This is a genomic window from Paenibacillus sp. ALE2, from assembly GCF_054113385.1.
Genome location: NZ_CM134213.1, coordinates 2,283,960 through 2,307,500 on the forward strand (window position 1 = coordinate 2,283,960; position 23,541 = coordinate 2,307,500).

A 23,541-nucleotide genomic window follows, 5' to 3' on the forward strand; every position below is an offset into this window, starting at 1 on the left:
AAGAAAGGAGGAACACGAAATGCCAAAAGTAGCACTATTTAATATTAGCGGCAGCCAAGTTGGCGAAATTGAATTGAACGATGCAGTGTTCGGTATCGAGCCGAATAAACACGTTCTTCATGACGCTGTTGTTATGCAATTGGCTTCCCTGCGTCAAGGTACTCACAAAGTAAAAGGACGTTCTGAAGTACGTGGCGGCGGACGTAAACCTTGGAAACAAAAAGGTACTGGTCGCGCTCGTCAAGGTTCGATTCGGGCACCACAATGGGTTGGCGGCGGTACTGTATTCGGTCCGACTCCACGCAGCTATGCTTACAAATTGCCTAAAAAAGTTCGTCGTCTGGCGATCAAATCGGCACTGTCATCCAAAGTGATTGAGAATGAAATCATCGTATTGGACGCTCTTACACTGAACGGACCTAAAACGAAAGAATTCGCAGCCATTTTGAATAACCTTAAAGCAGATCGTAAAGCATTGATTGTAGCTCCTAGCTATGATGATAATGTAGCGCTGTCCGCTCGTAATATTCCTGGTGTGAAGTTTGTAGCCGCAGACGGCATTAATGTTCTTGATGTGCTCGGACACGACAAACTGATCATTACGAAGGAAGCAGTTCAGAAGGTAGAGGAGGTGCTCGCGTAATGAAGGATCCTCGTGATATTATCAAGCGTCCGATTATCACCGAACGTACGGCTGGTATGATGAATGACTTGAAATATGTTTTCGAAGTTGACATTCGTTCCAATAAAGTCGAAGTCAAGAAAGCAATCGAAGCGATTTTTAACGTGAAAGTAAGTAACGTTAACACACTTCGTGTTCCTGCAAAACCAAAACGCTACGGACGTCATTCCGGCTATACGAGCGAGTGGAAAAAAGCGTTCGTAACGCTGAGCAAAGACAGTAAGCCGCTTGAGTTTTTTGAAACAGTATAATTGAATCTGTAAAGTAAGGAGGGAAACTCAGTGCCAATTAAAAAGTATAAACCGACGTCCCCGGCCAGACGTGCAATGTCTGTATCTACTTTCGAGGAGATCACAACAAATCAGCCCGAGAAATCGTTGCTGGCACCTCTGAGCAAGCAAGCTGGACGTAATAACCAAGGTAAAATTACAGTTCGTCATCATGGCGGCGGACATAAACGTAAATACCGTATTATTGACTTCAAACGTAACAAAGATGGAATACCGGGCCGCGTTGCTACGATCGAATATGATCCAAACCGTACGTCCAACATCGCACTTATCCACTATGTGGATGGTGAAAAACGTTACATCATCGCTCCTAAAGGTCTGAAAGTAGGAGATGTAGTGGTATCCGGTCCGGACTCCGATATTAAAATCGGTAACTCCTTGCCATTGGAAAACATTCCAGTAGGTACGGTTATCCACAATATCGAATTGAAACCGGGTAAAGGTGGCCAACTTGTTCGTGCTGCTGGTACGGAAGCCCAACTTCTTGGTAAAGAAGAGAAGTATGTTACAATTCGTTTGACTTCTGGTGAAGTGCGTCGCATTCTGAAAGTTTGCCGTGCTACAATCGGATCTGTAGGTAACGAAGACCACGAGCTTGTTAAGATCGGTAAAGCTGGTCGTAGTCGTTGGTTGGGACAACGTCCTGAGGTTCGCGGTGTTGTTATGAACCCTAACGATCACCCACACGGTGGTGGTGAAGGTCGCGCTCCAATCGGACGTAAATCTCCAATGTCTCCATGGGGTAAACCAACCCTTGGTTACAAGACACGTAAAAAAGGCAAAGCATCTGATAAGTACATCGTTCGTCGTCGTACTAAGTAATAAAACGTGCGCTTAAGTCGCACGTTAACATATTAAAGAACGACTACGTTTTAACGAAGGGAGGATTCACAAATGGGTCGCAGTCTCAAAAAAGGACCATTTATTGATGGTTACCTGTTGAAAAAAGTAGAGGTTTTGAACGAGTCTGACAAAAAAGTCGTGATCAAAACTTGGTCCCGTCGCTCTACAATTTTCCCGCAATTTATCGGACACACGTTTGGTGTATATGATGGTCGTAAACACGTGCCTGTATACGTAACGGAAGATATGGTTGGACACAAATTGGGCGAATTCGCTCCAACGCGTACGTACAAAGGCCATACGGATGACGATAAGAAAACAAGAAGATAATCAACACAGCGTAGTGTTTGAGAGGAGGTAACTCAATGGAAGCAAAAGCACATGCTAAATCCGTGCGGATTTCCGCTCGCAAAGTGAAACTTGTTATCGATTTGATTCGTGGCAAGCAGGTAGGTGAGGCGATTGCAATTCTTCGTCACACTCCGAAATCCGCTTCTCCAGTCGTTGAGAAATTGCTGAATTCTGCTATCGCAAATGCAGATCACAACTACTCCATGGACGTAAATAAATTGGTAGTGTCTGAGGTTTTTGTAAACCAAGGTCCTACAATGAAACGGTTCCGCCCGCGTGCAATGGGTCGTGCAAGCCGCATCAATAAACGCACCAGTCATATTACTCTGGTGGTATCTGAAAAATAAGGAGGGAAAACGTGTGGGCCAAAAGGTAAATCCCGTCGGACTCCGAATCGGTATTATCCGTGATTGGGAATCCAAATGGTATGCAGGCAAAGATTTCGGTGATCTTTTGCTAGAAGACGTTAAGATTCGTGAGCATCTGAAGAAAAGATTGAAAGACTCCGCTGTATCCCGTGTTGAAATCGAGAGAGCAGCTAACCGTGTCAACGTAACGATTCACACTGCGAAACCAGGTATGGTTATCGGTAAGGGTGGTTCCGAAGTTGAAAATCTGCGTAATGAAATCACTAAAATCGCAGGCGGTAAAAAGGTACACATCAATATCTCTGAAATTAAAAATCCTGAACTGGATGCAATTCTTGTTGCTGAAAGCATTGCACAACAATTGGAACGTCGTGTTTCTTTCCGTCGTGCGTTGAAACAAGCAATTCAAAGAACTATGCGTTCCGGTGCAAAAGGAATTAAAACTCAAGTAGGCGGACGTCTTGGCGGTGCCGAAATCGCTCGTTCCGAAGGATACAGCGAAGGAACTGTTCCACTGCATACGCTTCGTGCTGACATCGACTACGGTACAGCAGAGGCTCATACTACTTATGGCCGTCTTGGCGTAAAAGTATGGATCTATCGTGGAGAGGTTCTTCCTCCAGCTAAGAAACAAGCTCCTCAGGAAGGAGGCAACTAATCATGTTGGTACCTAAACGCGTAAAACATCGTAAACAACAACGTGGTCATATGAAGGGTCGTGCAAAAGGCGGTACTACACTGAATTTCGGTGAGTACGGTTTGCAAGCTACTGAACCAGCATGGATCACTAACCGTCAAATCGAAGCTGCTCGTATTGCGATGACTCGTTACATCAAACGTGGTGGTAAGGTTTGGATTAAAATATTCCCTGACAAACCAATTACTCAAAAGCCTCTTGAGGTTCGTATGGGTAGTGGTAAAGGTAACGTAGAAAAATGGGTTGCAGTAGTGAAACCAGGTAAGATCATGTTTGAACTTGCTGGTGTACCGGAAGAGATTGCTCGTGAAGCAATGCGTCTTGCCGCTCACAAACTGCCAATCAAAACTAAGTTTGTGAAACGTGAAGAATTGGGTGGTGAAGCAAATGAAGGCTAGTGAATTCCGCAACCTTACCACTGCTGAAATCGAACAAAAGATCTCTGGTTTTAAAGAAGAACTTTTCAACCTTCGTTTTCAACTCGCTACCGGTCAGCTTGATAACCCGACTCGGATCGGTGCTGTGCGTAAGGAAATTGCTCGTGCTAAAACTGTGATCCGTGAAAGAGAACTTGGGATTAGCTAAGATATTAGACCGGGTGGAAATTCCGCCTGTAATTAGGAAGGAGGCCAACAATGAGCGAACGTAATGCCCGTAAAGTATTAGTCGGTAAAGTAGTCAGCGACAAAATGGATAAAACGATTGTGATTGCTGTAGAAACTTACAAAAAACATGATCTCTATCATAAACGCATTAAAGTGACTAAAAAATTCAAAGCTCATGATGAAAACAACACTGCACAAATCGGTGATACTGTTAAAATCATGGAAACTCGTCCTTTGTCCAAAGACAAAAACTGGAGACTGGTCGAAATCGTTGAAAAAGCTGTTATAATCTAATGTAGTGTAGTTTTTCCGAAAGGAGGATAAATAAATGATTCAACCATTTACACGTTTGACTGTAGCTGACAATTCCGGCGCGAAGGAACTGATGTGTATCCGTGTGCTCGGTGGTACGGGACGTCGTACAGCTCAAATTGGTGACCTGATCGTTTGTTCCGTAAAACAAGCAACACCAGGCGGCGTTGTCAAAAAGGGTGATGTAGTAAGAGCGGTTGTCGTTCGCACTAAACGTTCTATCCGCCGTAAAGACGGTTCCTACATCGGATTTGATGAGAACGCAGCAGTGGTCGTTAAAGAAGACAAGAGCCCACGCGGTACTCGTATTTTCGGACCAGTTGCTCGCGAACTTCGTGACAAGGACTTCATGAAAATCGTTTCCTTGGCTCCGGAAGTGATCTAAATTCACCTTAAAATGTGCCCGTAGGAGGTGTACGAAATGCCAAAAGTGAAAAAAGTTCTGGAATCCCATAACAACAAGCTGCACGTCAAAAAAGACGACACTGTTCTGGTGATTACAGGTAAAGATAAAGGTAAAAAAGGTCGCGTTATCGCTGCTTACCCTCGTCAAAACCGTGTGCTTGTGGAAGGTGTTAACATGATTAAAAAACACCAAAAGCCTAATCAGCTGAATCCACAAGGCGGCATCATCGAGAAAGAAGCTCCGATTCACGTTTCCAACGTTATGCACATTGATCCGAAGAGCGGAAAAGTAACTCGTGTGGGTTACAAGGTTTTGGACAACGGAAAAAAAGTGCGCATTGCAAAACGTTCAGGCGAAGTGATCGACTAATTATTTTTTGAAGAAAGGAGGACTATGATTCATGGCAACAACAAGAATGAAAGAACGTTTCTTGAAAGAAATCACTCCTGCTTTGATGCAGAAGTTCAACTATACAACAGTGATGCAAGTGCCTAAAATCGAGAAAGTTGTAATCAACATGGGTGTTGGCGACGCAGTCCAAAACTCCAAAGTGCTTGATTCGGCTCTCAACGACATGCAGCTGATCGCTGGTCAAAAACCAGTTATCACTCGCGCGAAAAAATCTATCGCAGGTTTTAAATTGCGTGAAAACATGCCGATCGGTGTAAAGGTAACACTTCGTGGCGAGCGTATGTACTATTTCTTGGACAAATTGTTCAACATTACACTTCCTCGCGTACGTGACTTCCATGGTGTATCAACAAAAGCTTTCGACGGACGTGGTAACTACACGCTTGGTCTGAAAGAACAGTTGATCTTCCCGGAAATCGAGTATGATCAAGTTGATAAAGTTCGTGGTATGGACATCGTTATCGTAACGACTGCCAAGACTGACGAAGAGTCCCGTGAGCTTCTGACTCAGCTGGGCATGCCTTTCGCGAAATAATGTTGGCATAACGTTTCGGGCGTCTGATTTAAAGACTCCCTGTTCTCCGAAACTATTTAGGAGGTGTCAGGCTAAGTGGCAAAAACTTCAATGAAAGTCAAACAACAACGCGCACCAAAGTTTAAAGTTCGTGCTTATACTCGTTGCGAACGTTGTGGTCGTCCACATTCGGTGCTGCAAAAGTTTAAGATCTGCAGAATTTGCTTCCGTGAATTAGCTTATAAAGGCCAGATTCCTGGCGTGAAAAAAGCAAGCTGGTAAAAAGTCCTGTTTGGGAAGGAGGTTTATACACAATGACTATGTCTGATCCAATTGCAGATATGCTTACTCGTATTCGTAACGCGAACACTGTTCGCCACGAAACAGTAGAAATGCCTGCATCTACAATGAAAAAACAAATCGCCGACATCCTGAAACGTGAAGGATTCATTCGTGATGCGGAATTTGTTGAAGATAGCAAACAAGGGATCATCCGTATTTTCTTGAAATACGGTGCGAACAACGAGCGTGTTATCACAGGTTTGAAAAGAATCAGTAAACCAGGTCTTCGCGTTTACACGAAGAGCAATGAGATTCCACGCGTATTGGGTGGACTCGGGATCGCAATCATTTCAACATCCAAAGGTATCATGACCGACAAAGAAGCGCGTCAGTCCAAAGCCGGCGGAGAAGTGGTTTGCTACGTTTGGTAATTTAACGTTTAAAAGATAGGAGGTGCAACAGATATGTCCCGTATTGGTCGTAAACCAATCACAGTACCAAGTGGTGTTGACGTGACTTTGAACAACACAGTGATCACAGTTAAAGGTCCTAAAGGAACATTGACTCGTGAGCTTCATAAAGACATGTCCGTTACTGTGGAAAATAATGAAATTAATGTAGTTCGTCCTTCGGACAATAAACTTCACCGCTCTTTGCATGGAACAACCCGCAGCGTTGTCAATAACATGGTAAGTGGTGTAACTGAAGGTTTTTCAAAATCTCTGGAGCTGGTTGGGGTCGGATATCGTGCAAGCAAATCCGGAGATAAAATCGTTCTGAACGTTGGATACTCTCACCCGGTTGAAATTACACCGGAAGCGGGCATCGAGTTCGAAGTTCCTTCGAACACTAAAATTATCGTTCGCGGAATTGATAAAGAGCGTGTAGGTGCCTATGCTGCTAAGATTCGTTCCGTTCGTGAACCTGAACCGTACAAAGGTAAAGGGATTAAATACGAAGGCGAGCGCATCATCCGTAAAGAAGGTAAAGCCGGTAAGAAGAAATAAGTTTCTTACCGACTTTGTGCGGTCTTTCTACTGGAAAGACTTGTACTCTTTTTTTACCCAGTGCGTCTTAGTATAAAGTTTTAAAAGGCAAACTGAAGGGAGTGAAAACTTGAGATGATTACAAAACAAGATAAAAATAAAGCACGTGTCAGAAGACATCTGCGTGTACGTAAGAAAATCGAAGGTACGGCTGTACGTCCTCGTTTGAACGTATTCCGCTCTTCCAAGCATATCTACGCACAACTGATTGATGATGTTGCTGGTGTAACATTGGTTTCTGCATCCACTATGGATAAAGAACTGAGCAGCGAAATCAAAAACGGTGGTAGTGTAGAAGCAGCTCGTAAGGTTGGCGAACTCGTTGCTAAACGTGCGAAAGAAAAAGGCCATGCTAACATCGTATTTGATCGTGGTGGATACTTGTATCATGGACGGATTCAAGCTTTGGCTGATGCAGCTCGCGAAGCAGGCCTTGAATTCTAAGACATTTCTCAAAAGGAGGTTAACGACTTGCGTGTAGATCCGAATACTTTGGAACTGACTGAAAGAGTAGTAAATATTAATCGTGTAGCTAAAGTTGTCAAAGGCGGACGCCGTTTTAGCTTCAGTGCTCTGGTAGTAGTGGGCGACGGCAACGGCTGGGTAGGCGCTGGAATCGGTAAAGCGGGCGAAGTACCTGATGCGATTCGCAAAGGTATTGAAGATGCTAAGAAAAACCTGGTTCACGTTCCACTCGTAGGCACAACAATTCCTCACCTTGTTACAGGTAAGTTCGGTGCTGGCCGGGTTCTGTTGAAACCGGCATCGGAAGGTACTGGGGTTATCGCTGGTGGTCCAGTTCGTGCAGTTCTGGAACTTGCTGGTGTAGGTGATATCTTGACAAAATCTTTGGGTTCTTCGAATTCCATGAATATGGTCAATGCGACTTTGGAAGGTTTGTCCCGCTTGAAACGCGCTGAAGATGTTGCTAAATTGCGCGGCAAATCCATCGAAGAGCTGCTGGGCTAAGGAGGGAATATCATGGCGAAATTAGAAATTACCCTCGTTCGTTCGTTGATCGGCCGTCCTGGTACTCAGAGAACGACTGTTAAAACGCTCGGCTTGCGTAAAATCAACCATAAAGTAGTTCAACCCGACAATGCAGCAATTCGCGGGATGATTAATCAAGTTAGCCATTTGGTTTCTGTTAAAGAAATCGAAGCTTAAGAAATAAAGTATTTTAACAATAATCAAGGAGGTGCAACGAACGATGAAGTTACATGAGCTTTCCCCAGCTCCAGGCTCCCGCAAAGAACGTAAACGTTTGGGTCGTGGTCCTAGTAGCGGTACGGGTAAAACTTCTGGTCGTGGTCATAAGGGTCAAAACGCTCGTTCCGGCGGTGGTGTACGTCCGGGCTTCGAGGGTGGTCAAAACCCACTGTATCGTCGCTTGCCTAAACGCGGTTTCGTAAATCCTACTCGTAAAGAGTATGCGGTTTTGAATATCGAAGATTTGAACAGTTTTGCAGCGGGTACAGAAGTAAGCCCTGAGTTTTTGCTGAACAATGGTATTGTGAAGAACGCGAAATCCGGAATTAAAATTCTGGGTAACGGTGAAATCACTGTGAAATTGACAGTTAAAGCGAACAAGTTCTCTCAATCTGCGGTAGAGAAAATTGAAGCTGCCGGCGGTAAAACCGAGGTGATCTAATGTTCAAGACCCTGAAAAATATATGGCGGGTTGAGGATCTTAGAACCCGAATCCTGTTTACCCTGTTTATACTCTTTGTATATCGTATTGGCTCCTTCGTGCCGGTTCCCGGTGTGAATAAGCAAGTCTTTACTTCTCAGGATCAGGCAGGAAGCGAGTTGTTTGGACTCCTTAACACCTTCTCAGGGGGCGCGTTGTATCAGTTTTCGATCTTCGCCCTCGGGATTATGCCATATATTACAGCGTCCATCATTGTACAGCTGCTGTCAATGGACGTGATTCCGAAACTTGCGGAATGGGCTAAACAAGGAGAGCATGGTAAAAAGAAATTGGCTCAAATTACACGGTATGGTACTGTAATACTGGGCTTAATCCAAGCATTCGGAACGTCGATTGGATTTAATCGACTGTACGGTGCAGCGATGATTCCAGGTGCTACTTTTGCTGATTATCTGGTTATTGCCATTGTGCTTACTGCAGGAACTACGTTCCTTATGTGGCTCGGTGAGCAAATTACCGAAAAGGGAATCGGTAATGGTATCTCTATTGTAATCTTTGCAGGGATTGCGGCAGGTATTCCAAGACATATTCGGACGATTGTAGAATCTCAGTTTATTCAAGCAGATCAGCTGTTTATGAATATTCTGAAGGCAATTATCATTGCCTTGGTGGTTGTTCTGATTATCGTTGGTGTTATCTACATCCAGCAAGGTATTCGGAAAATTCCAGTACAATACGCAAAACGTGTAGTTGGCAACAAAATGTACGGTGGCCAGAATACGCATATTCCGATGAAAATTAATGCGGCAGGCGTTATTCCGGTAATCTTTGCGGTATCATTGCTGCAATTCCCGACAATTATTGCGAGTTTCTGGGCAGATCATGCTTGGGCTAAGTGGATTACCACTTACTTGTATTATGACAAGCCACTGGGCATGGTTTTGTATGTCGTAATGATTATCGGTTTCACATTCTTCTATACCTTTGTACAGATGAATCCGCAGCAAATGGCCGACAATATGAAGAAAAACGGCGGTTATATCCCAGGCATTCGCCCAGGTAAAGCCACGGAGAAATACTTGACACGAGTAATGTCACGTTTGACAATGACAGGAGCTTTGTTCCTGGCAGTCATATCCGTTTTGCCGGTATTCTTCGGTTCGCTTTCGGGCTTGCCTCGTTCCGTGCAAATTGGGGGTACTTCATTGCTCATCATTATTGGTGTAGCATTGGATACGATGAAGCAAATCGAAAGCCAACTGATCAAACGCCATTACAAAGGCTTCATCAACAAATAGGCAATAGGTACCGGCATAGGATGTTCGCATGCTTACCGGCACCTTTTGTGCTGTTTCTTGTGTAGGGGTCGTCTTGAGGAGTGACAGATTGTGAATATTTTGATCATGGGCCCTCCGGGGGCTGGTAAAGGTACACAAGCAGATGTCATTGTGAAGGAGTTCGGCATTCCTCATATCTCGACAGGTGATGCGTTTCGCCTAGCGATGAAACAGGGAACACCTATTGGCATTAAAGCCAAAGAGTATATTGACAAGGGTGAACTTGTTCCGGATGATGTAACAATCGGTATTGTTGAAGAACGGCTGCAGCAGCCTGATTGCAAGAAAGGTTTCTTGCTGGACGGTTTTCCAAGAACTTTAGCTCAAGCTGAAGCCTTGGATCAAATTTTGGGCCGTTTGAATACGAAGCTGGATGATGTCATCAACCTGAAAGTGGATCGTGACAACTTGTTGGCACGAATCACAGGACGGCGAGTTTGTAAAAGCTGCGGAGCTAGCTATCATATTGTCTTTAATCCTCCTAAGGTTGAAGGCATTTGCGATAAAGACGGTGGTGAACTCTATCAGCGTCCTGACGATAACGAAGATAGCGTAAGAACACGACTTGACGAATATAGTAATAAAACAGCACCACTCCTCACGTTTTATGAGAACCAGAATCTTCTGCGTCATATTGACGGAGAACAGGATATTGATGTGGTTTCCCAAAATATCGTGTCCTTGTTGCGGGGTTAGCTGTAATGATCATTTGCAAGTCGGGGACGGAATCAAGCTTTATGAGGAAAGCTAGGAAAATGAATTCGGCAACGAGTTATTTCTTAGCAGGACACATCGAGCCCGGTATTACGACCGGTGAACTTGATCATTTAGCTGATCGGTATATTCGCAGTCAGGGAGCTGTGCCGTCTTTTAAAGGTTATAACGGTTTTCCTGCTAGCATTTGCGCTTCAGTCAACGAACAACTGGTGCACGGATTTCCCGGCAAACGCAAGTTAAACAAAGGCGATGTCATTACGAAAACTCGCCAGTTTACAATGTCGCATGCCATTCGGCAATATATTGAGAATCCAAACCGTGGTATTCCTGAGCAGGGGCCGAGGCTGAAAATCGGCATTGTGCTGGCTATTGAATCAATGATTCCAATAGGTGCTCGCCTTGTAGGGACGCTGGAAGACAACTGGACGGTCGTTACGATGAACGTAATCCCTTGTACTCATTTTGAGCAAGTGGTGACGGGCGAAGCGGACGGCATGGACATTTTCACGAAACTGAGTGCGTAGGTGATTGGAATGAATCAGCAAGGAAACCTGCAAATCGGTCAGCTGGTGAAGATTCTGAAGGGCAGAGGTGCCGGACAGATTGCGGTTGTCGTTTCAATAGCAGATAGCAGGTTTGTGTATATTGCGGATGGGGATAAACGAAAGTTTGATCAAGCGAAGAAGAAAAATGTTCTTCATTTGGTACCTCAGCCAAAGATTAGTAGCGAGATTGTAAATAGTTTAAACGAAAGCGGTCGGGTGACGAACGGAAAACTGCGGCATGCAGTGAAAACTTTCCTGGACTCGTCCGAATACCAAGCTGAAGAGAAAGGAGACTGACTTTGGCCAAAGAAGATGTCATTGAGGTTGAAGGTACGGTAATCGAGCCACTGCCGAACGCTACGTTCAAGGTAGAGCTGGAGAACGGTCATCAAATTCTTGCTCATGTTTCCGGAAAGCTGCGGATGCACTTTATCCGTATTTTGACAGGCGACAAGGTGGTTGTACAGTTATCGCCTTACGATTTAACCAAAGGCCGTATAACGTACCGCAAGTAATTCATGCAGGTTTTTATTAAACGTACGTCATTTAAAAAAACTTGTTTTGCTCGGCAAAACGATGTGAATGTTCACGAAGCGAGTTTTACCAGGGTAAAGCTTGGAGGAGGTAATCAACATGAAGGTAAGACCTTCTGTAAAACCTATTTGCGAGAAATGCAAAGTCATTCGCCGCAAAGGGAATGTAATGGTTATTTGCGAAAATCCGAAACACAAACAAAAACAAGGTTAATAGAAGGGGGTGTAGCGTAAAATGGCTCGTATAGCTGGTGTGGATTTGCCACGTGACAAACGCGTTGAGATCGCCTTGACTTACATTTTCGGAATCGGTAAGACGACTTCTCAGAAAATTTTGAAGGAAACAGGCATCAGTGCAAACACGCGTGTTCGTGATTTGACTGAAGATGAAGTGAGCAAATTACGTGAAACGATCGACAAAGAAGTTAAAGTAGAAGGCGATCTGCGTCGTGAAATTTCCTTGAATATTAAACGTCTGACTGAGATTGGCTGCTACCGTGGTGTTCGTCACCGTCGTGGATTGCCTGTTCGCGGACAACGTACTAAAACTAATGCTCGTACCCGTAAAGGTCCTCGTCGGACTGTAGCGAACAAGAAGAAATAAGAAGGGAGGATAACATTCAATGGCTAAACCGAAAAAAGTTGTACGCACAAAACGCCGTGACCGTAAAAATATCGAGAGTGGCGTGGCACACATCCGTTCCACGTTCAACAACACGATCGTTACGATCACAGATCCACACGGTAACGCAATCTCTTGGGCCAGCTCAGGCGGCATGGGATTCCGTGGTTCCCGTAAATCTACTCCATTCGCAGCGCAAATGGCCGCAGAAACTGCTGCTAAAGCTGCTATGGAACACGGCATGAAGACAGTCGAAGTCATGGTTAAAGGACCTGGTGCAGGTCGCGAAGCAGCAATCCGCTCTTTGCAAGCTGCTGGTCTGGAAGTTAACCTGATCAAAGACGTAACTCCGGTACCTCATAACGGATGCCGTCCTCCAAAACGTCGTCGCGTCTAATGAGATTTCTCCTCTGCGTGTAGTATAGATCCGGCACAAACTGCCAAGAATGGATGTTTAGGTATACTGCATGATAGACTATGGATAAGGTGAATGTTTCATATAGGAGCGACGTTTTGAAGGAGGGATATTGCAGTGATAGAAATCGAAAAGCCGAAAATTGAGACGGTTGACGTCAATGATGATGGCACCTATGGAAAATTCGTAGTAGAACCGCTGGAACGCGGATACGGTACGACGCTGGGGAACTCGCTTCGCCGTATTCTGTTATCCTCGTTACCGGGGGCAGCAGTCACATCGGTTCAGATCGATGGGGTTCTGCACGAGTTTGCAACGGTTCCCGGTGTGAAGGAAGACGTAACGGAGATCATTCTGAACTTGAAAGCTTTATCGCTTAAAATCCACTCAGATGAAGAGAAAGTACTCGAAATCGATGCGGAAGGCGAAGGAGTTGTAACGGCAGGTGATATCCGTGCGGATAGTGATGTGGAAATTCTTAATCCGGATCTTCACATTGCAACGCTCGGACCGGGTTCGAGACTTCACATGCGTATTTTTGCCAATCGCGGTCGCGGTTACGTTAAGCAGGATCGGAATAAACGTGATGACCAGCCGATCGGCGTCATTCCCGTCGACTCCATCTACACTCCGATTGCACGCGTGAACTACGGCGTAGAAAATACGCGTGTCGGCCAGGTTACGAATTATGACAAGCTGACACTTGAGGTTTGGACAGACGGAACTATTCGTCCTGAAGAAGCTGTGAGCCTTGGAGCCAAAATTTTGACCGAGCATGTGATGCTATTCGTGGGTCTCACGGATGAAGCAAAAGATGCAGAAATTATGGTCGAAAAAGAAGAAGATAAGAAAGAAAAAGTTCTTGAAATGACGATCGAAGAGCTGGATCTCTCCGTCCGTTCCTATAACTGCCTTAAGCGCGCTGGTATCAATACGGTACAAGAACTCACGACTAAATCTGAAGAAGATATGATGAAGGTCCGTAACTTGGGTCGCAAATCTTTGGAAGAAGTACAAGAGAAGCTCGAGGAACTTGGTTTAGGACTTCGTACGGAAGAATAGCACAGCAACGTTTTTGTGAAGGAGGGGAAACTACATGGCATACCAAAAATTGGGCCGTAATTCCAGTGCCCGTAAAGCTTTGTTTCGTGATTTGGTAACCGATCTGTTCTTGTATGAGCGTATCCAAACTACTGAGGCTAAAGCGAAAGAAGTTCGTTCTATTGCTGAAAAACTGATCACCAAAGCGAAAAAAGGAGATCTGCACGCACGTCGTCAAGTGGCTGCGTTCGTTCGCCGTGAAACTTTGGATGGTGAGCAGGATGCAATCCAAAAGCTGTTTAGCGAATTGGCTACACGTTACAATGAGCGTCCAGGTGGATACACTCGTATCTTGAAACTGGGACCTCGTCGTGGCGACGCCGCTCCAATGGTATATCTGGAATTGGTTGACCGCGCGTAAGCAGGCGAAGATGAGGGAAGGGTGGACAGAATCGGCTTGATTCTGAACAACCCTTTTTTTCTCTTGGAGGAGTCCTTGAGGGGCTTCTCCTTTGTTATGTTCGGTTATTTCCTGTAAGACCAGAGAATACCCCTGCAAAGGTGTGAGAAGCATGCGGAACTTGTGCATGAAGGTGAACTATGATGGAACCCACTATGATGGCTTTCAGACGCAGCCTAGTGGCAACACCATTCAGGACTGTCTTGAAAATGCTATATACTCATTGACGGGCGAACGTCTTAAAATTACGGGCTCAGGACGTACAGATGCAGGTGTGCATGCATACGGGCAGGTATTCAATTTTCATACTGAATCGCCGATTCCGATACATCGCTGGTGTCTGGCACTTAATGCCTGGCTGCCTCGTGATATCATCGTTACGGATGCGAGAGAGGTGCCACTGTCCTTTCATGCACGCCGCATGGCGAAGCGGAAGACGTATCGGTACAGTATTAATGCGAACCGGTTTCCAGACATCTTTCACCGTCGTACACAGGCCCATCATCCAACGAGTCTGGATGTAAGAGCGATGGAAAAGGGGTTGGCTCATTTAGTGGGCACCTTTGACTATACTTCGTTCGCATCTCGACGTTCCCAAAAGACGAATCATGTTCGCACTATTTACGAAGCCTATATAACGGTAGACCATTCCTTTTCACGTCCAGGGTCGGATGATCAGGGAATTATTCAAACTTATATTACAGGTAGCGGATTTTTGCAGCACATGGTTCGGATTATAATGGGGACTTTGCTGGAAGTGGGAGAAGGCAAAAAATCGCCGGATGATATTCCTTCCATTTTGGAAGCAAAAAACCGTTCAAAGGCTGGCCCTACAGCCGTTGGACACGCTTTAACGCTCTGGAATGTAGAGTACGAAGAAAACATCAAAAAACATTGATTTTTTCCTTGCAGAATTGATGGTTATCCTGTAATATAAAAGTTGTGTTTTCTTAATGGCTTTCCCACAGCCCCAATTAAGATAATCACTTTATAGCAACATCTAATCCATCGATAATGCAGCAACTTAACGAACGAAGATAAATGATGATTTCTGTTAACGAACTTAAGGAGGATACTTTTCATGCGTACTACGTATATGGCGAAGCCAAATGAAGTTGAGCGCAATTGGCACATCATTGATGCCGAAGGCAAAACGCTCGGCCGTCTGGCAAGCGAAGCGGCTGCGTTGATTCGCGGCAAACACAAGCCACAATTTACACCACATGTGGACACAGGTGATTTTGTTGTTGTAATCAATGCGGAGAAAATCGTATTGACTGGTAAAAAAATGGAGAACAAAAAATACTATCGTCACTCCCTGCACCCAGGTGGTCTGAAAGTAACAGTTGCACAAGATATGGTTAAGAACAAACCTGAACGTATGTTGGAATTGGCTGTTCACGGTATGCTTCCTAAAACTCGTCAAGGCGACAAAATGAAGCTGAGACTTAAAGCTTACAGAGGTACAGAGCATCCACATGCAGCACAAAAACCTGAAGTTTACGAACTTCGCGGATAATTAAAAGGGAGGACAGTTTCATGGCACAAGTACAATACTATGGGACAGGTCGTCGTAAACATTCGGTAGCTCGTGTTCGTCTCGTACCGGGTGAAGGACGCATTGTCATCAATAAGCGTGATATTAATGAATATTTCGGTTTGGAAACTCTCAAACTGATCGTAAAACAACCACTGAATCTGACAGAAACACTTGGTAGCTATGACGTACTCGTTATCGCTCATGGTGGTGGTATCTCTGGTCAAGCAGGCGCAATTCGCCACGGTATTTCCCGTGCTCTGTTGAAAGCAGACCCAGAATTCCGTCCAGCTTTGAAAAAAGCAGGATTCTTGACTCGTGACCCACGTATGAAAGAACGTAAAAAATACGGCCTCAAAGCCGCTCGTCGTGCACCACAGTTCTCGAAACGTTAATATTTCGAATACAGAAGAACCTTTTCCTTATGGAAAGGGTTCTTTTTTATTTAGATCATTTGCTGCACATTAACCACATGTGGATAAATGGATCTAGACTAGAATTTTATGGCTACGTCTGCCCTGCGATACATAAAAAGGTGCATATACTATCTGGAATACGTAAGTTATCCACGATGTAACTAAGATCGGTATACTTATGCACAAATATAGTTTGCTATTTCAACACAGTTTATCCTGTAATGTTCACAACCTGTGACTAATTAAAAAGATCAGGGAATTTTTGCAGAGCAATCTTTAGCTTGGTGCTGCCCATCTCCTCGGCTTCCGTAATTGCAGCGATGATGATGTGAGTATTTTTAACCATTGAGAATGGGCTAAAATAGGGCTCCAGTTACGTTAAGGGCTATCTGTATATCTGAATGCTTTAATTTCTCAGGGAGGGCCTCTGTGAGCGCTATAGGAGTGTTGAGAGGCTTATTATCGATCTGGGTGCCATTTCTTTGTGATATTCCTTAATAGAAGCACGATTAGCATCAGAGCTCTCAATTTAGTAGTGGGATTCTTCGGATGTAAACCTTATAGTCAGAGCTGGTTTACCTTGAGCTGAGCACGACCACGTATGCTTCATCTTTGAATGCAAATGTAAATATGACGACCGAACCCTAATTATATTTCCTTGACCAAATCCAAGGATAATCATGGCTCTAAGGAAGGGCGCTTTTATCCTCAGATATTTTTACCTGATCATAATAGCCATAGCTATCCAGGATTACGATGACAGCCGAGTAGTGGGTATATCTTTGTCTCAGGTGGAGTAGAGGAAGCATCTTCGCTAACCTAAAATACTTACGTTCAGGCATACCCTCTGCTATAACTAGTTACTTTTAGTTATTAAGCAATCTAAGGCAATTTTCAAACGTTTGGTATAAGAATATTTTATATATAGCCACTGAACTTGGTTGGATATGCAGGAGAGCGTTTAAGAATGCTGACAGAACAACGTTCCTGCTTCATGCGGGATGATAAATGTTTATAGTATGACGGTTTTGCTTGGATTGACAATGAATATGAAAGTTTTATACTGTACTTAATCTTATTAGTTTAGTCGGTTTTTAGGTATCACTTATTTATGAATCTTCATAGATGGAGGCGCATTAATAATGAATTTATTGGAGAAAGAAGCGTTGATTAGAGTCAAGGCAAGTGAACTGGAAGAGGCCACGCCTGAAGAAATTATTCAATATGCTGTTCATACATTTCCCAACCTCACCTTTGCTTGTAGCTTCGGAGCAGAAGATGTAGTACTAGTAGATATGCTACAAAGAATTAGCCCTTCTACCGATATTTTTTATTTGGATACTGACTTTCATTTTCAAGAAACTTATGATACGCGTGATCAGATGAAAGCTAGATATAATTTGGATTTTGTTAGAGTCTCTCCCTTAATCACTCCAGAAGAGCAAGCTGCGGAGCATGGAGAGGAGCTGTGGAAATCAAATCCTAATGCATGCTGTGGTATACGCAAGGTTGAGCCGCTGACACGCATTCTGTCTCAATATGATGCATGGATTACCGGTATCCGTCGCGATCAGGCTCCTACGCGTGCGAATGCAAAAAAGGTAGAGTATGATGAAAAGTTTGGTCTCGTTAAATTTAACCCCTTGGCAAGCTGGACTTCCGAGGATGTATGGAACTATATTCGCACTCATGATGTATTGTATAATCCATTGCATGACCGTAATTTTCCCAGTATTGGCTGTGAGCAATGCACACGTGAAGTCCTGCCAGGTGAAGATCCACGTGCTGGCCGTTGGTCAGGCAATGAGAAAACGGAGTGTGGGCTCCACCAATAAAAAATGGTATGTAGGTAGCTCTGAGACTTATTTATGAATAGAAAGGAAGTGCATCATGACTGCAATTCTTCCGCATGGCGGAACGCTCGTTGATAGAAATATAACTGGACCGCAGCAAGAAGCACTGTTGCAGGCTGCAGGTGAATTGTTTCCTATCCCTGTAAACTCATGGACGATTTCTGATCTGGATTTAATTGGAGTAGGTGCCTTTTCTCCATTGACGGGATTTATGAATGAGTCAGATTATCGTTCAGTGGTAACGGATATGCGTCTTGCTGATGGTACAGTCTGGACTATTCCCATTACTCTTGCAGTAGTAGAAACCATAGCCAGTGAACTGAAACTAGGTCAGCAGGTGGCTTTGGTGGGGGAAACAGATGGTATCATCTATGCTGTACTTGATATTGAGAGTATTTATCAGGTTGACCAAGCAGAGGAAGCCAGATGTGTATTCAAGACGGCTGACCCGGCCCATCCTGGCGTAAATAAATTGTTAGATCGACCTGCTACCTATGTAGGTGGAACGGTGCAAGTGCTGAATCGACCCAAACCTACTCAATTTAGCGAATTTTATTACACACCAGCACAGACACGTAGCCATTTTGCTGAAAAGGGCTGGAAGACAGTGGTCGGTTTTCAAACAAGAAATCCGGTACATCGGGCACATGAGTACATCCAAAAAAGCGCGATGGAAATTGTGGATGCTTTATTTCTAAATCCACTTGTTGGAGAGACCAAGTCAGATGACGTTCCAGCAGATGTGCGTATGAAGAGCTATCTAGTGTTGCTGGACAACTATTATCCGGCTGATCGAGCCTTTCTGGGGGTCTTTCCTGCTGCCATGCGATACGCTGGTCCTAGAGAGGCCATTTTCCATGCTATTGTGCGGAAGAACTTCGGCTGCACTCATTTTATTGTCGGAAGAGATCATGCGGGTGTAGGGGACTATTACGGTACCTATGAAGCGCAGGAAATTTTCAAGCACTTTACACCTGAAGAGCTGGGGATTACCCCGTTGTTTTTTGAACACAGCTTTTACTGCACCCAATGTGGAAATATGGCCTCAAGTAAAACATGCCCACATCCCAAGGAGCATCATTTGACGCTCTCTGGCACCAAAGTGAGGGAATTGTTACGCTCCGGGGTTTGTCCGCCACCGGAATTTACACGCCCGGAAGTCGCTCAAGTGCTGATTGAAGGTATGAAAGAATATGTTCATGCCTGAGTTGTACTAACTACACGCCTCGTCCCATATAGATTATTAGTATCTGTATAGGACGGAGGCGTTTTGTTATGCAAAAAAACAATCGTAAAAAAGAGGTCACACTGTGGATTCGCTATCGGACGCTGCAAAAAATGCTGTTAGGCTGTTGTCTCGCTGTTCTATTTATCATGCTGACACTGTATGAGATACCTGCTTCGAGAGCATGGATTCATTGGAGTCTACCGCTTACTGGTAAGGTAATTGCTATAGATGCCGGACACGGAGGACCTGATGGAGGAGCAGTTAGCAAAGAGGGAGTCATTGAAAAGGATATTAACTTGGCGATCGCTTTTTATTTGCGGGATTATTTGCAGCAAGCAGGAGCTGTTGTTGTCATGACACGCGAGGATGACCGCGATCTGGCGCAGCAAGAAACAAAAGGCTATTCCAGAAGAAAAACGGAGGATTTAAAGCAACGGGTACGTATGATTGAGGAGCAGAAAGCGGACCTCTTTTTAAGTATTCATATGAACAGTATCCCGTCGAGCCGTTGGAGTGGAGCCCAGACCTTTTTCGTACCTAATCATGCAGATAACGAGAATTTGGCATCCTTAATTCAGGAAGAAATCAAGCGCAACCTGGAAAATACGGACAGAGTAGCTAAGACCGTAAACACCGTCTATTTATTAAAGGCACTCAAAATGCCGGCAGCTCTTGTAGAAGTCGGATTTTTGTCCCATCCAGAGGAAGCCAGACGACTCAGTGACGAGAACTATCAGAGACAAGTGGCCGCATCTATATATAAAGGGATTTTGCGTTACAGTGCCGGGGAAAAGGGAACCTCATCAGCACCTGAAGTCAGATAGTGGTATACTGTAAGTGTTTACCACTACGTAAATTAATAAAGCAGAGGTGCTGATTATTCATGCAATCGAGAGAGCAAGTTATAGAGCTACTTCAGCAAGTGCGAGAGCCTCAAACGGGACGCCGTTTGGTTGACCTCCATTTTATTCGGGATGTGGTTGTTAAAGAGGATCGGGTATCATTGACTGCTATTACCCTGGATAGCCAAGAAGAGACTCGGACGGAACTGGATCGGGAAATCCGGCAGACGTTAGAAAAGGCGGGATTAAGTCACGTGCATATTCGTATTCGTGAGGCATCTGAGTCTGAAAAGTCAGCTATACAAAATGGAGAGGATACCGAGGAGGTAGCTGATCCGGTTTTGACCAAAGGACATGCTGTTGGTATGGAAAAATATGAGCTGCTTAATCCAGCATCTGGCGTACGATTTATTGCCATTGCAAGCGGAAAAGGTGGTGTCGGAAAATCGACAGTAGCTGTGAATTTGGCGGCAGCTCTAGCCAGACAGGGTAAGCGAGTGGGTTTAATTGATGCTGATATCTATGGATTCAGTGTGCCGGATATGATTGGGGTAGAGGACGTACCTTCTGTCGAAGATGGTATCATTCAGCCAGTGGAACGATTTGGTATCAAAATCATGTCCATGGGCTTCTTTGTGAGAGAAAACAATCCTGTTATTTGGAGAGGTCCCATGCTGGGGAGAATGCTTAGACAGTTTTTTAGTGATGTCGAATGGGGCAAGCTGGACTATATGATACTCGATTTACCACCAGGTACTGGTGATGTAGCGCTTGACGTACATCAAATGATTCCGCAGAGTGAAGAAATCATTGTCACTACTCCGCATGCGACGGCAGCTTTTGTAGCTGCACGTGCAGGGGCAATGGCCCTTCAAACGGATCATAGGGTCATAGGCGTCGTGGAGAACATGTCCTATTATGTGTCCTCCACTGGAGAAAAAGACTATGTTTTTGGACGGGGAGGCGGGGCTATGTTGGCAGAAACACTTCATACGAAACTTTTGGCACAAATTCCGCTGGGTATCCCAGATAATCATCCGTCAGAAGCCGATTTTTCTCCATCCGTATATAAATCGGAGTCGGCGACAGGAGCTATTTATAATGATATAGCCGCCCAAATTACCGGGTTGCACATGGAATCTGAATAATAAAAAAGGCTGGTTGTTGAACCAGCCTTTTTTTTACTGACCTCCTCCTTGACCTCCTTCACCACCACCTTGTTCTCCTTCACCACCACCACCATCTTGCTTTTGATCCCCGGATCCACCTTGCTCTCCACCTTTTTTCTCAACCTTAGGTTGAAGTTCTTCTTGCACAACAGTTTTGAGTAAATTCATGACCTCAAGCCGAAAAATCGGATTCTGCATAGCATCATGCATGACTGTCATAGATTGTTTGCGATATTCTGGGGTTTTAGTTAAGTCCATATACATCTTGGTCAGTTCTGGCGATTTTAGCATCTCTTCAATTGATTTTTGGTAAGAAGGGTCTTTTATAAGCTGCATATGAAGCTGTTTGCTTTGACTGTTGATGGCTTTGGCAAATTCTCCGGCAAAACGCGGATCAGTCATAATTTTTTCGATTTCTTTTTTATATTCAGGTGAGATCAAAGTATCTTTTACTGCAATTTTCATCTGTTCAGCGGATTGTGTGGACATAAGCATTTTCATTCCCATGCTGCCTCCAGATCCACCTCCTCCACCACTTTGACCGGATTGTCCCTCTTTTTCCCCGGTTAAAGCTTCTTCTACGGCTTTTTTTCCATCATCACTTTTCAGGATATCAACCACCATCGTTTTCATCTCTTTATAACTGTTCTGGGGAGGTGCAGAACCCTGATCCGAGCCGCAGCCGCTCAGTGCAACGCCCAGTACGCATACCATGCTAACAAATCGCAAACGAGTCCAATTCATGGCCGTATTCCTCCTTTATCATGAATGTGGATAGTATGCGGATGATTGGGGAGAAATATGTCGAGTTGCTTTTGGTTTTTAGCTGAGAACGATGTAAAATAACTCCTTAAAGACCCAGAGCTTGATCGCGAACCTCTTTACCTTTTACTGTACCTTGTTGAAGCAGTTCGGATACAGTCACAAATTCATAGCCTTGTGCCCGCAACTTGTCGATAATGATGGGCAACGCTTCATGAGTTTGTTTACAAGAATCACTGGCATGAAGAAGGACGATATCACCGGGATGTGCTTTATTTACAACACGGTCGATTATGACCTGCGTACCAGGGTTTTTCCAGTCCAGGGAGTCAGTATCCCATTGAATGGTTTTGTAGCCTAAAGTGCTGGCAACTTGAAGTACCCTTTTGTCAAAGTCACCATTAGGCATACGGATTAACTTCGGGGATTGTCCAGTCAGCTCGGTTAATGTGGAATGAGCCGTTGAAATCTGCTTACGAATCTCTTCATCGCTTAAGCTGCTATAGTTTTCGTGTTTATGGCCATGACTGCCAATCTCAAATCCGCTTTCTTTAATTTGATTCACGAGTTCTGGGTGTGTTTTGCTCCAAGGGGCAGAAAGAAAAAAGGTGGACTTGGTCACTTTTTTATCTTCGAGAACTTTTAAAATGGGGGCAGTACGCTTATCACCCCAGCTAATGTCGAATGTGAGAGCGATCAGCTTTTTATCCGTAGGCACACTGTAAACGGCAGTTGGCGCTTCCTCGGAAAAAACCGTAACATTATCGGTTTCTACATAAATGACTCCGGCAGTAAAGACGGCCGCTGCCATTACGATCAAGAATCGTTTAATTTTTTTGCCGTTCAATACATAGAAAAAAGAATTCATGGTTAATGCCCCTTTCATCCTAGAAGTGCTTGTTTACTTAAAGCTATGCTAGGGGTTGTCAATTATTCCATTGGACTAATAGGAGGAATCAACAAATGGGACTAAGAGCATTTTTTTATGATTTACGCACGACAAGACGGCTAATTTTGATCGCTGCATTTTTTTTCTGCGCAAGTATTGTAGTGGGATGGCTAAGTACAGGTGTTATTCAATCTATGTTGGCACGACAAATGGAGGGACTGGGGGGAGTGGCGCAACGATTGCAGAACTCTGAGCATCCACAATGGAGTTTTTTTGTGTTTATCTTTTTCAACAATGCAATCAAATGCGTGCTAGTAATATATACCGGAGCTCTTTTTGGAATCGTACCGTTTATATTTTTGATTGTGAACGGAATGGTTTTAGGTTTTGTAGTACACCTGCAGACAGATATGGGAAGAAGTATGTATGAAATTGTCGTAAAAGGATTATTGCCTCATGGTGTAATTGAATTGCCTGTTTTGATTATCGCCTGTGCCTTCGGTTTGAAGTTTGGGGTCAATATAATATCTACCCTAGGTACAAGCATAGGACTAAAACGCAAAGGTACTGGCCCATCGTGGGAGGTTTTTTTGAAACAAACGTTGACCGTGTCAATATGGTCTGTCATCTTTCTATTTATAGCAGCTGCGATTGAGAGCGGCATAACTTATCGTTTATTGTCGCATTAAAATAATATGGCCAATTATTTATATATTT

At 44.3% G+C, this 23,541-nt stretch carries 39 protein-coding genes; 37 read left to right on the forward strand and 2 right to left on the reverse strand.

The features are described from left to right. Positions 1-19: 19 nt before the first annotated feature. The 36 genes from rplD to ACXHJ1_RS10030 all read left to right on the forward strand — a co-directional run bounded on the left by rplD (position 20) and on the right by ACXHJ1_RS10030 (position 21,152). On the forward strand, positions 20-643 hold the full coding sequence (gene rplD / locus ACXHJ1_RS09855; RefSeq protein ID WP_013312160.1) for a 50S ribosomal protein L4: 624 nt from the start codon (positions 20-22) through the stop codon (positions 641-643). Then, positions 643-933: a 50S ribosomal protein L23 gene (rplW, locus tag ACXHJ1_RS09860; RefSeq protein WP_013373266.1), complete on the forward strand. Its 291-nt coding sequence runs from the start codon at positions 643-645 to the stop codon at positions 931-933. The genes rplD and rplW overlap by 1 nt, the downstream gene beginning before the upstream one ends. Positions 934-963: 30 nt before the next feature. Beyond that, positions 964-1,794, forward strand: coding sequence for a 50S ribosomal protein L2 (gene rplB / locus ACXHJ1_RS09865; RefSeq protein ID WP_016818651.1), 831 nt, complete (start codon positions 964-966; stop codon positions 1,792-1,794). A gap of 72 nt (positions 1,795-1,866) precedes the next feature. Next, entirely contained in the window at positions 1,867-2,145 is a 279-nt protein-coding gene (rpsS, locus tag ACXHJ1_RS09870; RefSeq protein ID WP_007432579.1) for a 30S ribosomal protein S19, read from the forward strand. Between the two features lie 35 nt (positions 2,146-2,180). Next, positions 2,181-2,513, forward strand: coding sequence for a 50S ribosomal protein L22 (gene rplV / locus ACXHJ1_RS09875; protein ID WP_007432578.1), 333 nt, complete (start codon positions 2,181-2,183; stop codon positions 2,511-2,513). Between the two features lie 13 nt (positions 2,514-2,526). Beyond that, a complete protein-coding gene (rpsC, locus tag ACXHJ1_RS09880) occupies positions 2,527-3,192 on the forward strand; it encodes a 30S ribosomal protein S3 (RefSeq protein ID WP_007432577.1) in 666 nt (221 codons plus the stop codon). A gap of 2 nt (positions 3,193-3,194) precedes the next feature. Continuing rightward, positions 3,195-3,629, forward strand: coding sequence for a 50S ribosomal protein L16 (rplP, locus tag ACXHJ1_RS09885; protein WP_007432576.1), 435 nt, complete (start codon positions 3,195-3,197; stop codon positions 3,627-3,629). Then, positions 3,619-3,816, forward strand: a complete 198-nt coding sequence (gene rpmC / locus ACXHJ1_RS09890) for a 50S ribosomal protein L29 (RefSeq protein ID WP_007432575.1) — start codon at positions 3,619-3,621, stop codon at positions 3,814-3,816. The genes rplP and rpmC overlap by 11 nt, the downstream gene beginning before the upstream one ends. Before the next feature lie 50 nt (positions 3,817-3,866). Beyond that, positions 3,867-4,130, forward strand: coding sequence for a 30S ribosomal protein S17 (rpsQ, locus tag ACXHJ1_RS09895; protein ID WP_007432574.1), 264 nt, complete (start codon positions 3,867-3,869; stop codon positions 4,128-4,130). 34 nt (positions 4,131-4,164) lie between these two features. Next, positions 4,165-4,533: a 50S ribosomal protein L14 gene (gene rplN / locus ACXHJ1_RS09900; RefSeq protein WP_007432573.1), complete on the forward strand. Its 369-nt coding sequence runs from the start codon at positions 4,165-4,167 to the stop codon at positions 4,531-4,533. A gap of 36 nt (positions 4,534-4,569) precedes the next feature. Then, positions 4,570-4,923 carry a 50S ribosomal protein L24 gene (gene rplX / locus ACXHJ1_RS09905; protein WP_013312155.1) on the forward strand — a complete coding sequence of 118 codons (354 nt, stop codon included), beginning with the start codon at positions 4,570-4,572 and terminating at the stop codon, positions 4,921-4,923. Positions 4,924-4,954: 31 nt separating this feature from the next. Continuing rightward, complete coding sequence (rplE, locus tag ACXHJ1_RS09910) at positions 4,955-5,500, forward strand: 50S ribosomal protein L5 (RefSeq protein WP_007432571.1); 546 nt, start codon at positions 4,955-4,957, stop codon at positions 5,498-5,500. Positions 5,501-5,575: 75 nt separating this feature from the next. Further along, on the forward strand, positions 5,576-5,761 hold the full coding sequence (locus ACXHJ1_RS09915) for a type Z 30S ribosomal protein S14 (RefSeq protein WP_010348808.1): 186 nt from the start codon (positions 5,576-5,578) through the stop codon (positions 5,759-5,761). Between the two features lie 32 nt (positions 5,762-5,793). Then, positions 5,794-6,192: a 30S ribosomal protein S8 gene (rpsH, locus tag ACXHJ1_RS09920; RefSeq protein ID WP_007432570.1), complete on the forward strand. Its 399-nt coding sequence runs from the start codon at positions 5,794-5,796 to the stop codon at positions 6,190-6,192. 33 nt (positions 6,193-6,225) lie between these two features. Continuing rightward, positions 6,226-6,768, forward strand: a complete 543-nt coding sequence (gene rplF / locus ACXHJ1_RS09925) for a 50S ribosomal protein L6 (protein ID WP_016818652.1) — start codon at positions 6,226-6,228, stop codon at positions 6,766-6,768. Positions 6,769-6,882: 114 nt separating this feature from the next. Beyond that, entirely contained in the window at positions 6,883-7,251 is a 369-nt protein-coding gene (rplR, locus tag ACXHJ1_RS09930; RefSeq protein WP_007432568.1) for a 50S ribosomal protein L18, read from the forward strand. 27 nt (positions 7,252-7,278) lie between these two features. Next, positions 7,279-7,776 carry a 30S ribosomal protein S5 gene (gene rpsE, locus ACXHJ1_RS09935; RefSeq protein ID WP_013373261.1) on the forward strand — a complete coding sequence of 166 codons (498 nt, stop codon included), beginning with the start codon at positions 7,279-7,281 and terminating at the stop codon, positions 7,774-7,776. 12 nt (positions 7,777-7,788) lie between these two features. Continuing rightward, on the forward strand, positions 7,789-7,974 hold the full coding sequence (rpmD, locus tag ACXHJ1_RS09940) for a 50S ribosomal protein L30 (protein ID WP_013373260.1): 186 nt from the start codon (positions 7,789-7,791) through the stop codon (positions 7,972-7,974). A 43-nt stretch (positions 7,975-8,017) separates the two neighbouring features. Beyond that, the gene (rplO, locus tag ACXHJ1_RS09945) at positions 8,018-8,458 is read left to right on the forward strand and encodes a 50S ribosomal protein L15 (protein ID WP_013312149.1); all 441 of its coding nucleotides are present in this window, start codon (positions 8,018-8,020) and stop codon (positions 8,456-8,458) included. Then, a complete protein-coding gene (secY, locus tag ACXHJ1_RS09950) occupies positions 8,458-9,756 on the forward strand; it encodes a preprotein translocase subunit SecY (protein WP_013373259.1) in 1,299 nt (432 codons plus the stop codon). Before rplO ends, secY begins: the two co-directional genes overlap by 1 nt. Positions 9,757-9,846: 90 nt before the next feature. Continuing rightward, positions 9,847-10,491: an adenylate kinase gene (locus ACXHJ1_RS09955; protein WP_013373258.1), complete on the forward strand. Its 645-nt coding sequence runs from the start codon at positions 9,847-9,849 to the stop codon at positions 10,489-10,491. A 5-nt stretch (positions 10,492-10,496) separates the two neighbouring features. Beyond that, positions 10,497-11,036, forward strand: a complete 540-nt coding sequence (locus tag ACXHJ1_RS09960; RefSeq protein ID WP_107735225.1) for a M24 family metallopeptidase — start codon at positions 10,497-10,499, stop codon at positions 11,034-11,036. A 9-nt stretch (positions 11,037-11,045) separates the two neighbouring features. Then, positions 11,046-11,354 (forward strand): KOW domain-containing RNA-binding protein, encoded by a 309-nt coding sequence (locus ACXHJ1_RS09965; RefSeq protein ID WP_013373256.1) that lies wholly within the window; start codon positions 11,046-11,048, stop codon positions 11,352-11,354. Between the two features lie 2 nt (positions 11,355-11,356). Continuing rightward, positions 11,357-11,572: a translation initiation factor IF-1 gene (gene infA, locus ACXHJ1_RS09970; protein ID WP_006212898.1), complete on the forward strand. Its 216-nt coding sequence runs from the start codon at positions 11,357-11,359 to the stop codon at positions 11,570-11,572. Between the two features lie 118 nt (positions 11,573-11,690). After that, complete coding sequence (gene rpmJ / locus ACXHJ1_RS09975; protein WP_003333770.1) at positions 11,691-11,804, forward strand: 50S ribosomal protein L36; 114 nt, start codon at positions 11,691-11,693, stop codon at positions 11,802-11,804. A gap of 21 nt (positions 11,805-11,825) precedes the next feature. After that, positions 11,826-12,194: a 30S ribosomal protein S13 gene (rpsM, locus tag ACXHJ1_RS09980; protein WP_007432560.1), complete on the forward strand. Its 369-nt coding sequence runs from the start codon at positions 11,826-11,828 to the stop codon at positions 12,192-12,194. Positions 12,195-12,213: 19 nt separating this feature from the next. Beyond that, positions 12,214-12,609, forward strand: coding sequence for a 30S ribosomal protein S11 (rpsK, locus tag ACXHJ1_RS09985; RefSeq protein ID WP_007432559.1), 396 nt, complete (start codon positions 12,214-12,216; stop codon positions 12,607-12,609). Positions 12,610-12,744: 135 nt separating this feature from the next. Next, complete coding sequence (locus tag ACXHJ1_RS09990) at positions 12,745-13,689, forward strand: DNA-directed RNA polymerase subunit alpha (RefSeq protein WP_013373254.1); 945 nt, start codon at positions 12,745-12,747, stop codon at positions 13,687-13,689. Between the two features lie 34 nt (positions 13,690-13,723). Continuing rightward, positions 13,724-14,089 carry a 50S ribosomal protein L17 gene (rplQ, locus tag ACXHJ1_RS09995; RefSeq protein ID WP_013373253.1) on the forward strand — a complete coding sequence of 122 codons (366 nt, stop codon included), beginning with the start codon at positions 13,724-13,726 and terminating at the stop codon, positions 14,087-14,089. 151 nt (positions 14,090-14,240) lie between these two features. After that, on the forward strand, positions 14,241-15,026 hold the full coding sequence (gene truA, locus ACXHJ1_RS10000; protein ID WP_031462304.1) for a tRNA pseudouridine(38-40) synthase TruA: 786 nt from the start codon (positions 14,241-14,243) through the stop codon (positions 15,024-15,026). Positions 15,027-15,209: 183 nt separating this feature from the next. Continuing rightward, the gene (rplM, locus tag ACXHJ1_RS10005) at positions 15,210-15,647 is read left to right on the forward strand and encodes a 50S ribosomal protein L13 (RefSeq protein WP_013373251.1); all 438 of its coding nucleotides are present in this window, start codon (positions 15,210-15,212) and stop codon (positions 15,645-15,647) included. Between the two features lie 20 nt (positions 15,648-15,667). Further along, the gene (gene rpsI, locus ACXHJ1_RS10010) at positions 15,668-16,060 is read left to right on the forward strand and encodes a 30S ribosomal protein S9 (RefSeq protein WP_013373250.1); all 393 of its coding nucleotides are present in this window, start codon (positions 15,668-15,670) and stop codon (positions 16,058-16,060) included. A 1,163-nt stretch (positions 16,061-17,223) separates the two neighbouring features. Further along, positions 17,224-17,916, forward strand: a complete 693-nt coding sequence (locus tag ACXHJ1_RS10015) for a phosphoadenylyl-sulfate reductase (RefSeq protein ID WP_019688711.1) — start codon at positions 17,224-17,226, stop codon at positions 17,914-17,916. 55 nt (positions 17,917-17,971) lie between these two features. Next, positions 17,972-19,141: a sulfate adenylyltransferase gene (gene sat / locus ACXHJ1_RS10020; protein WP_117290591.1), complete on the forward strand. Its 1,170-nt coding sequence runs from the start codon at positions 17,972-17,974 to the stop codon at positions 19,139-19,141. Between the two features lie 68 nt (positions 19,142-19,209). Beyond that, on the forward strand, positions 19,210-19,986 hold the full coding sequence (gene cwlD / locus ACXHJ1_RS10025; protein WP_457906016.1) for an N-acetylmuramoyl-L-alanine amidase CwlD: 777 nt from the start codon (positions 19,210-19,212) through the stop codon (positions 19,984-19,986). Positions 19,987-20,045: 59 nt separating this feature from the next. Then, positions 20,046-21,152: an Mrp/NBP35 family ATP-binding protein gene (locus tag ACXHJ1_RS10030; protein WP_290410606.1), complete on the forward strand. Its 1,107-nt coding sequence runs from the start codon at positions 20,046-20,048 to the stop codon at positions 21,150-21,152. A gap of 33 nt (positions 21,153-21,185) precedes the next feature. On the opposite strand, the gene gerD is transcribed toward ACXHJ1_RS10030, so the two are convergent. Beyond that, positions 21,186-21,917, reverse strand: coding sequence for a spore germination lipoprotein GerD (gene gerD, locus ACXHJ1_RS10035; RefSeq protein WP_016818660.1), 732 nt, complete (start codon positions 21,915-21,917; stop codon positions 21,186-21,188). A gap of 106 nt (positions 21,918-22,023) precedes the next feature. Continuing rightward, positions 22,024-22,803 carry a polysaccharide deacetylase family sporulation protein PdaB gene (gene pdaB / locus ACXHJ1_RS10040; protein WP_107735221.1) on the reverse strand — a complete coding sequence of 260 codons (780 nt, stop codon included), beginning with the start codon at positions 22,801-22,803 and terminating at the stop codon, positions 22,024-22,026. A 95-nt stretch (positions 22,804-22,898) separates the two neighbouring features. Between pdaB and ACXHJ1_RS10045 the strand changes: the two genes are divergently transcribed. After that, a complete protein-coding gene (locus ACXHJ1_RS10045) occupies positions 22,899-23,513 on the forward strand; it encodes a stage II sporulation protein M (RefSeq protein WP_044788223.1) in 615 nt (204 codons plus the stop codon). Positions 23,514-23,541 lie beyond the last annotated feature (28 nt).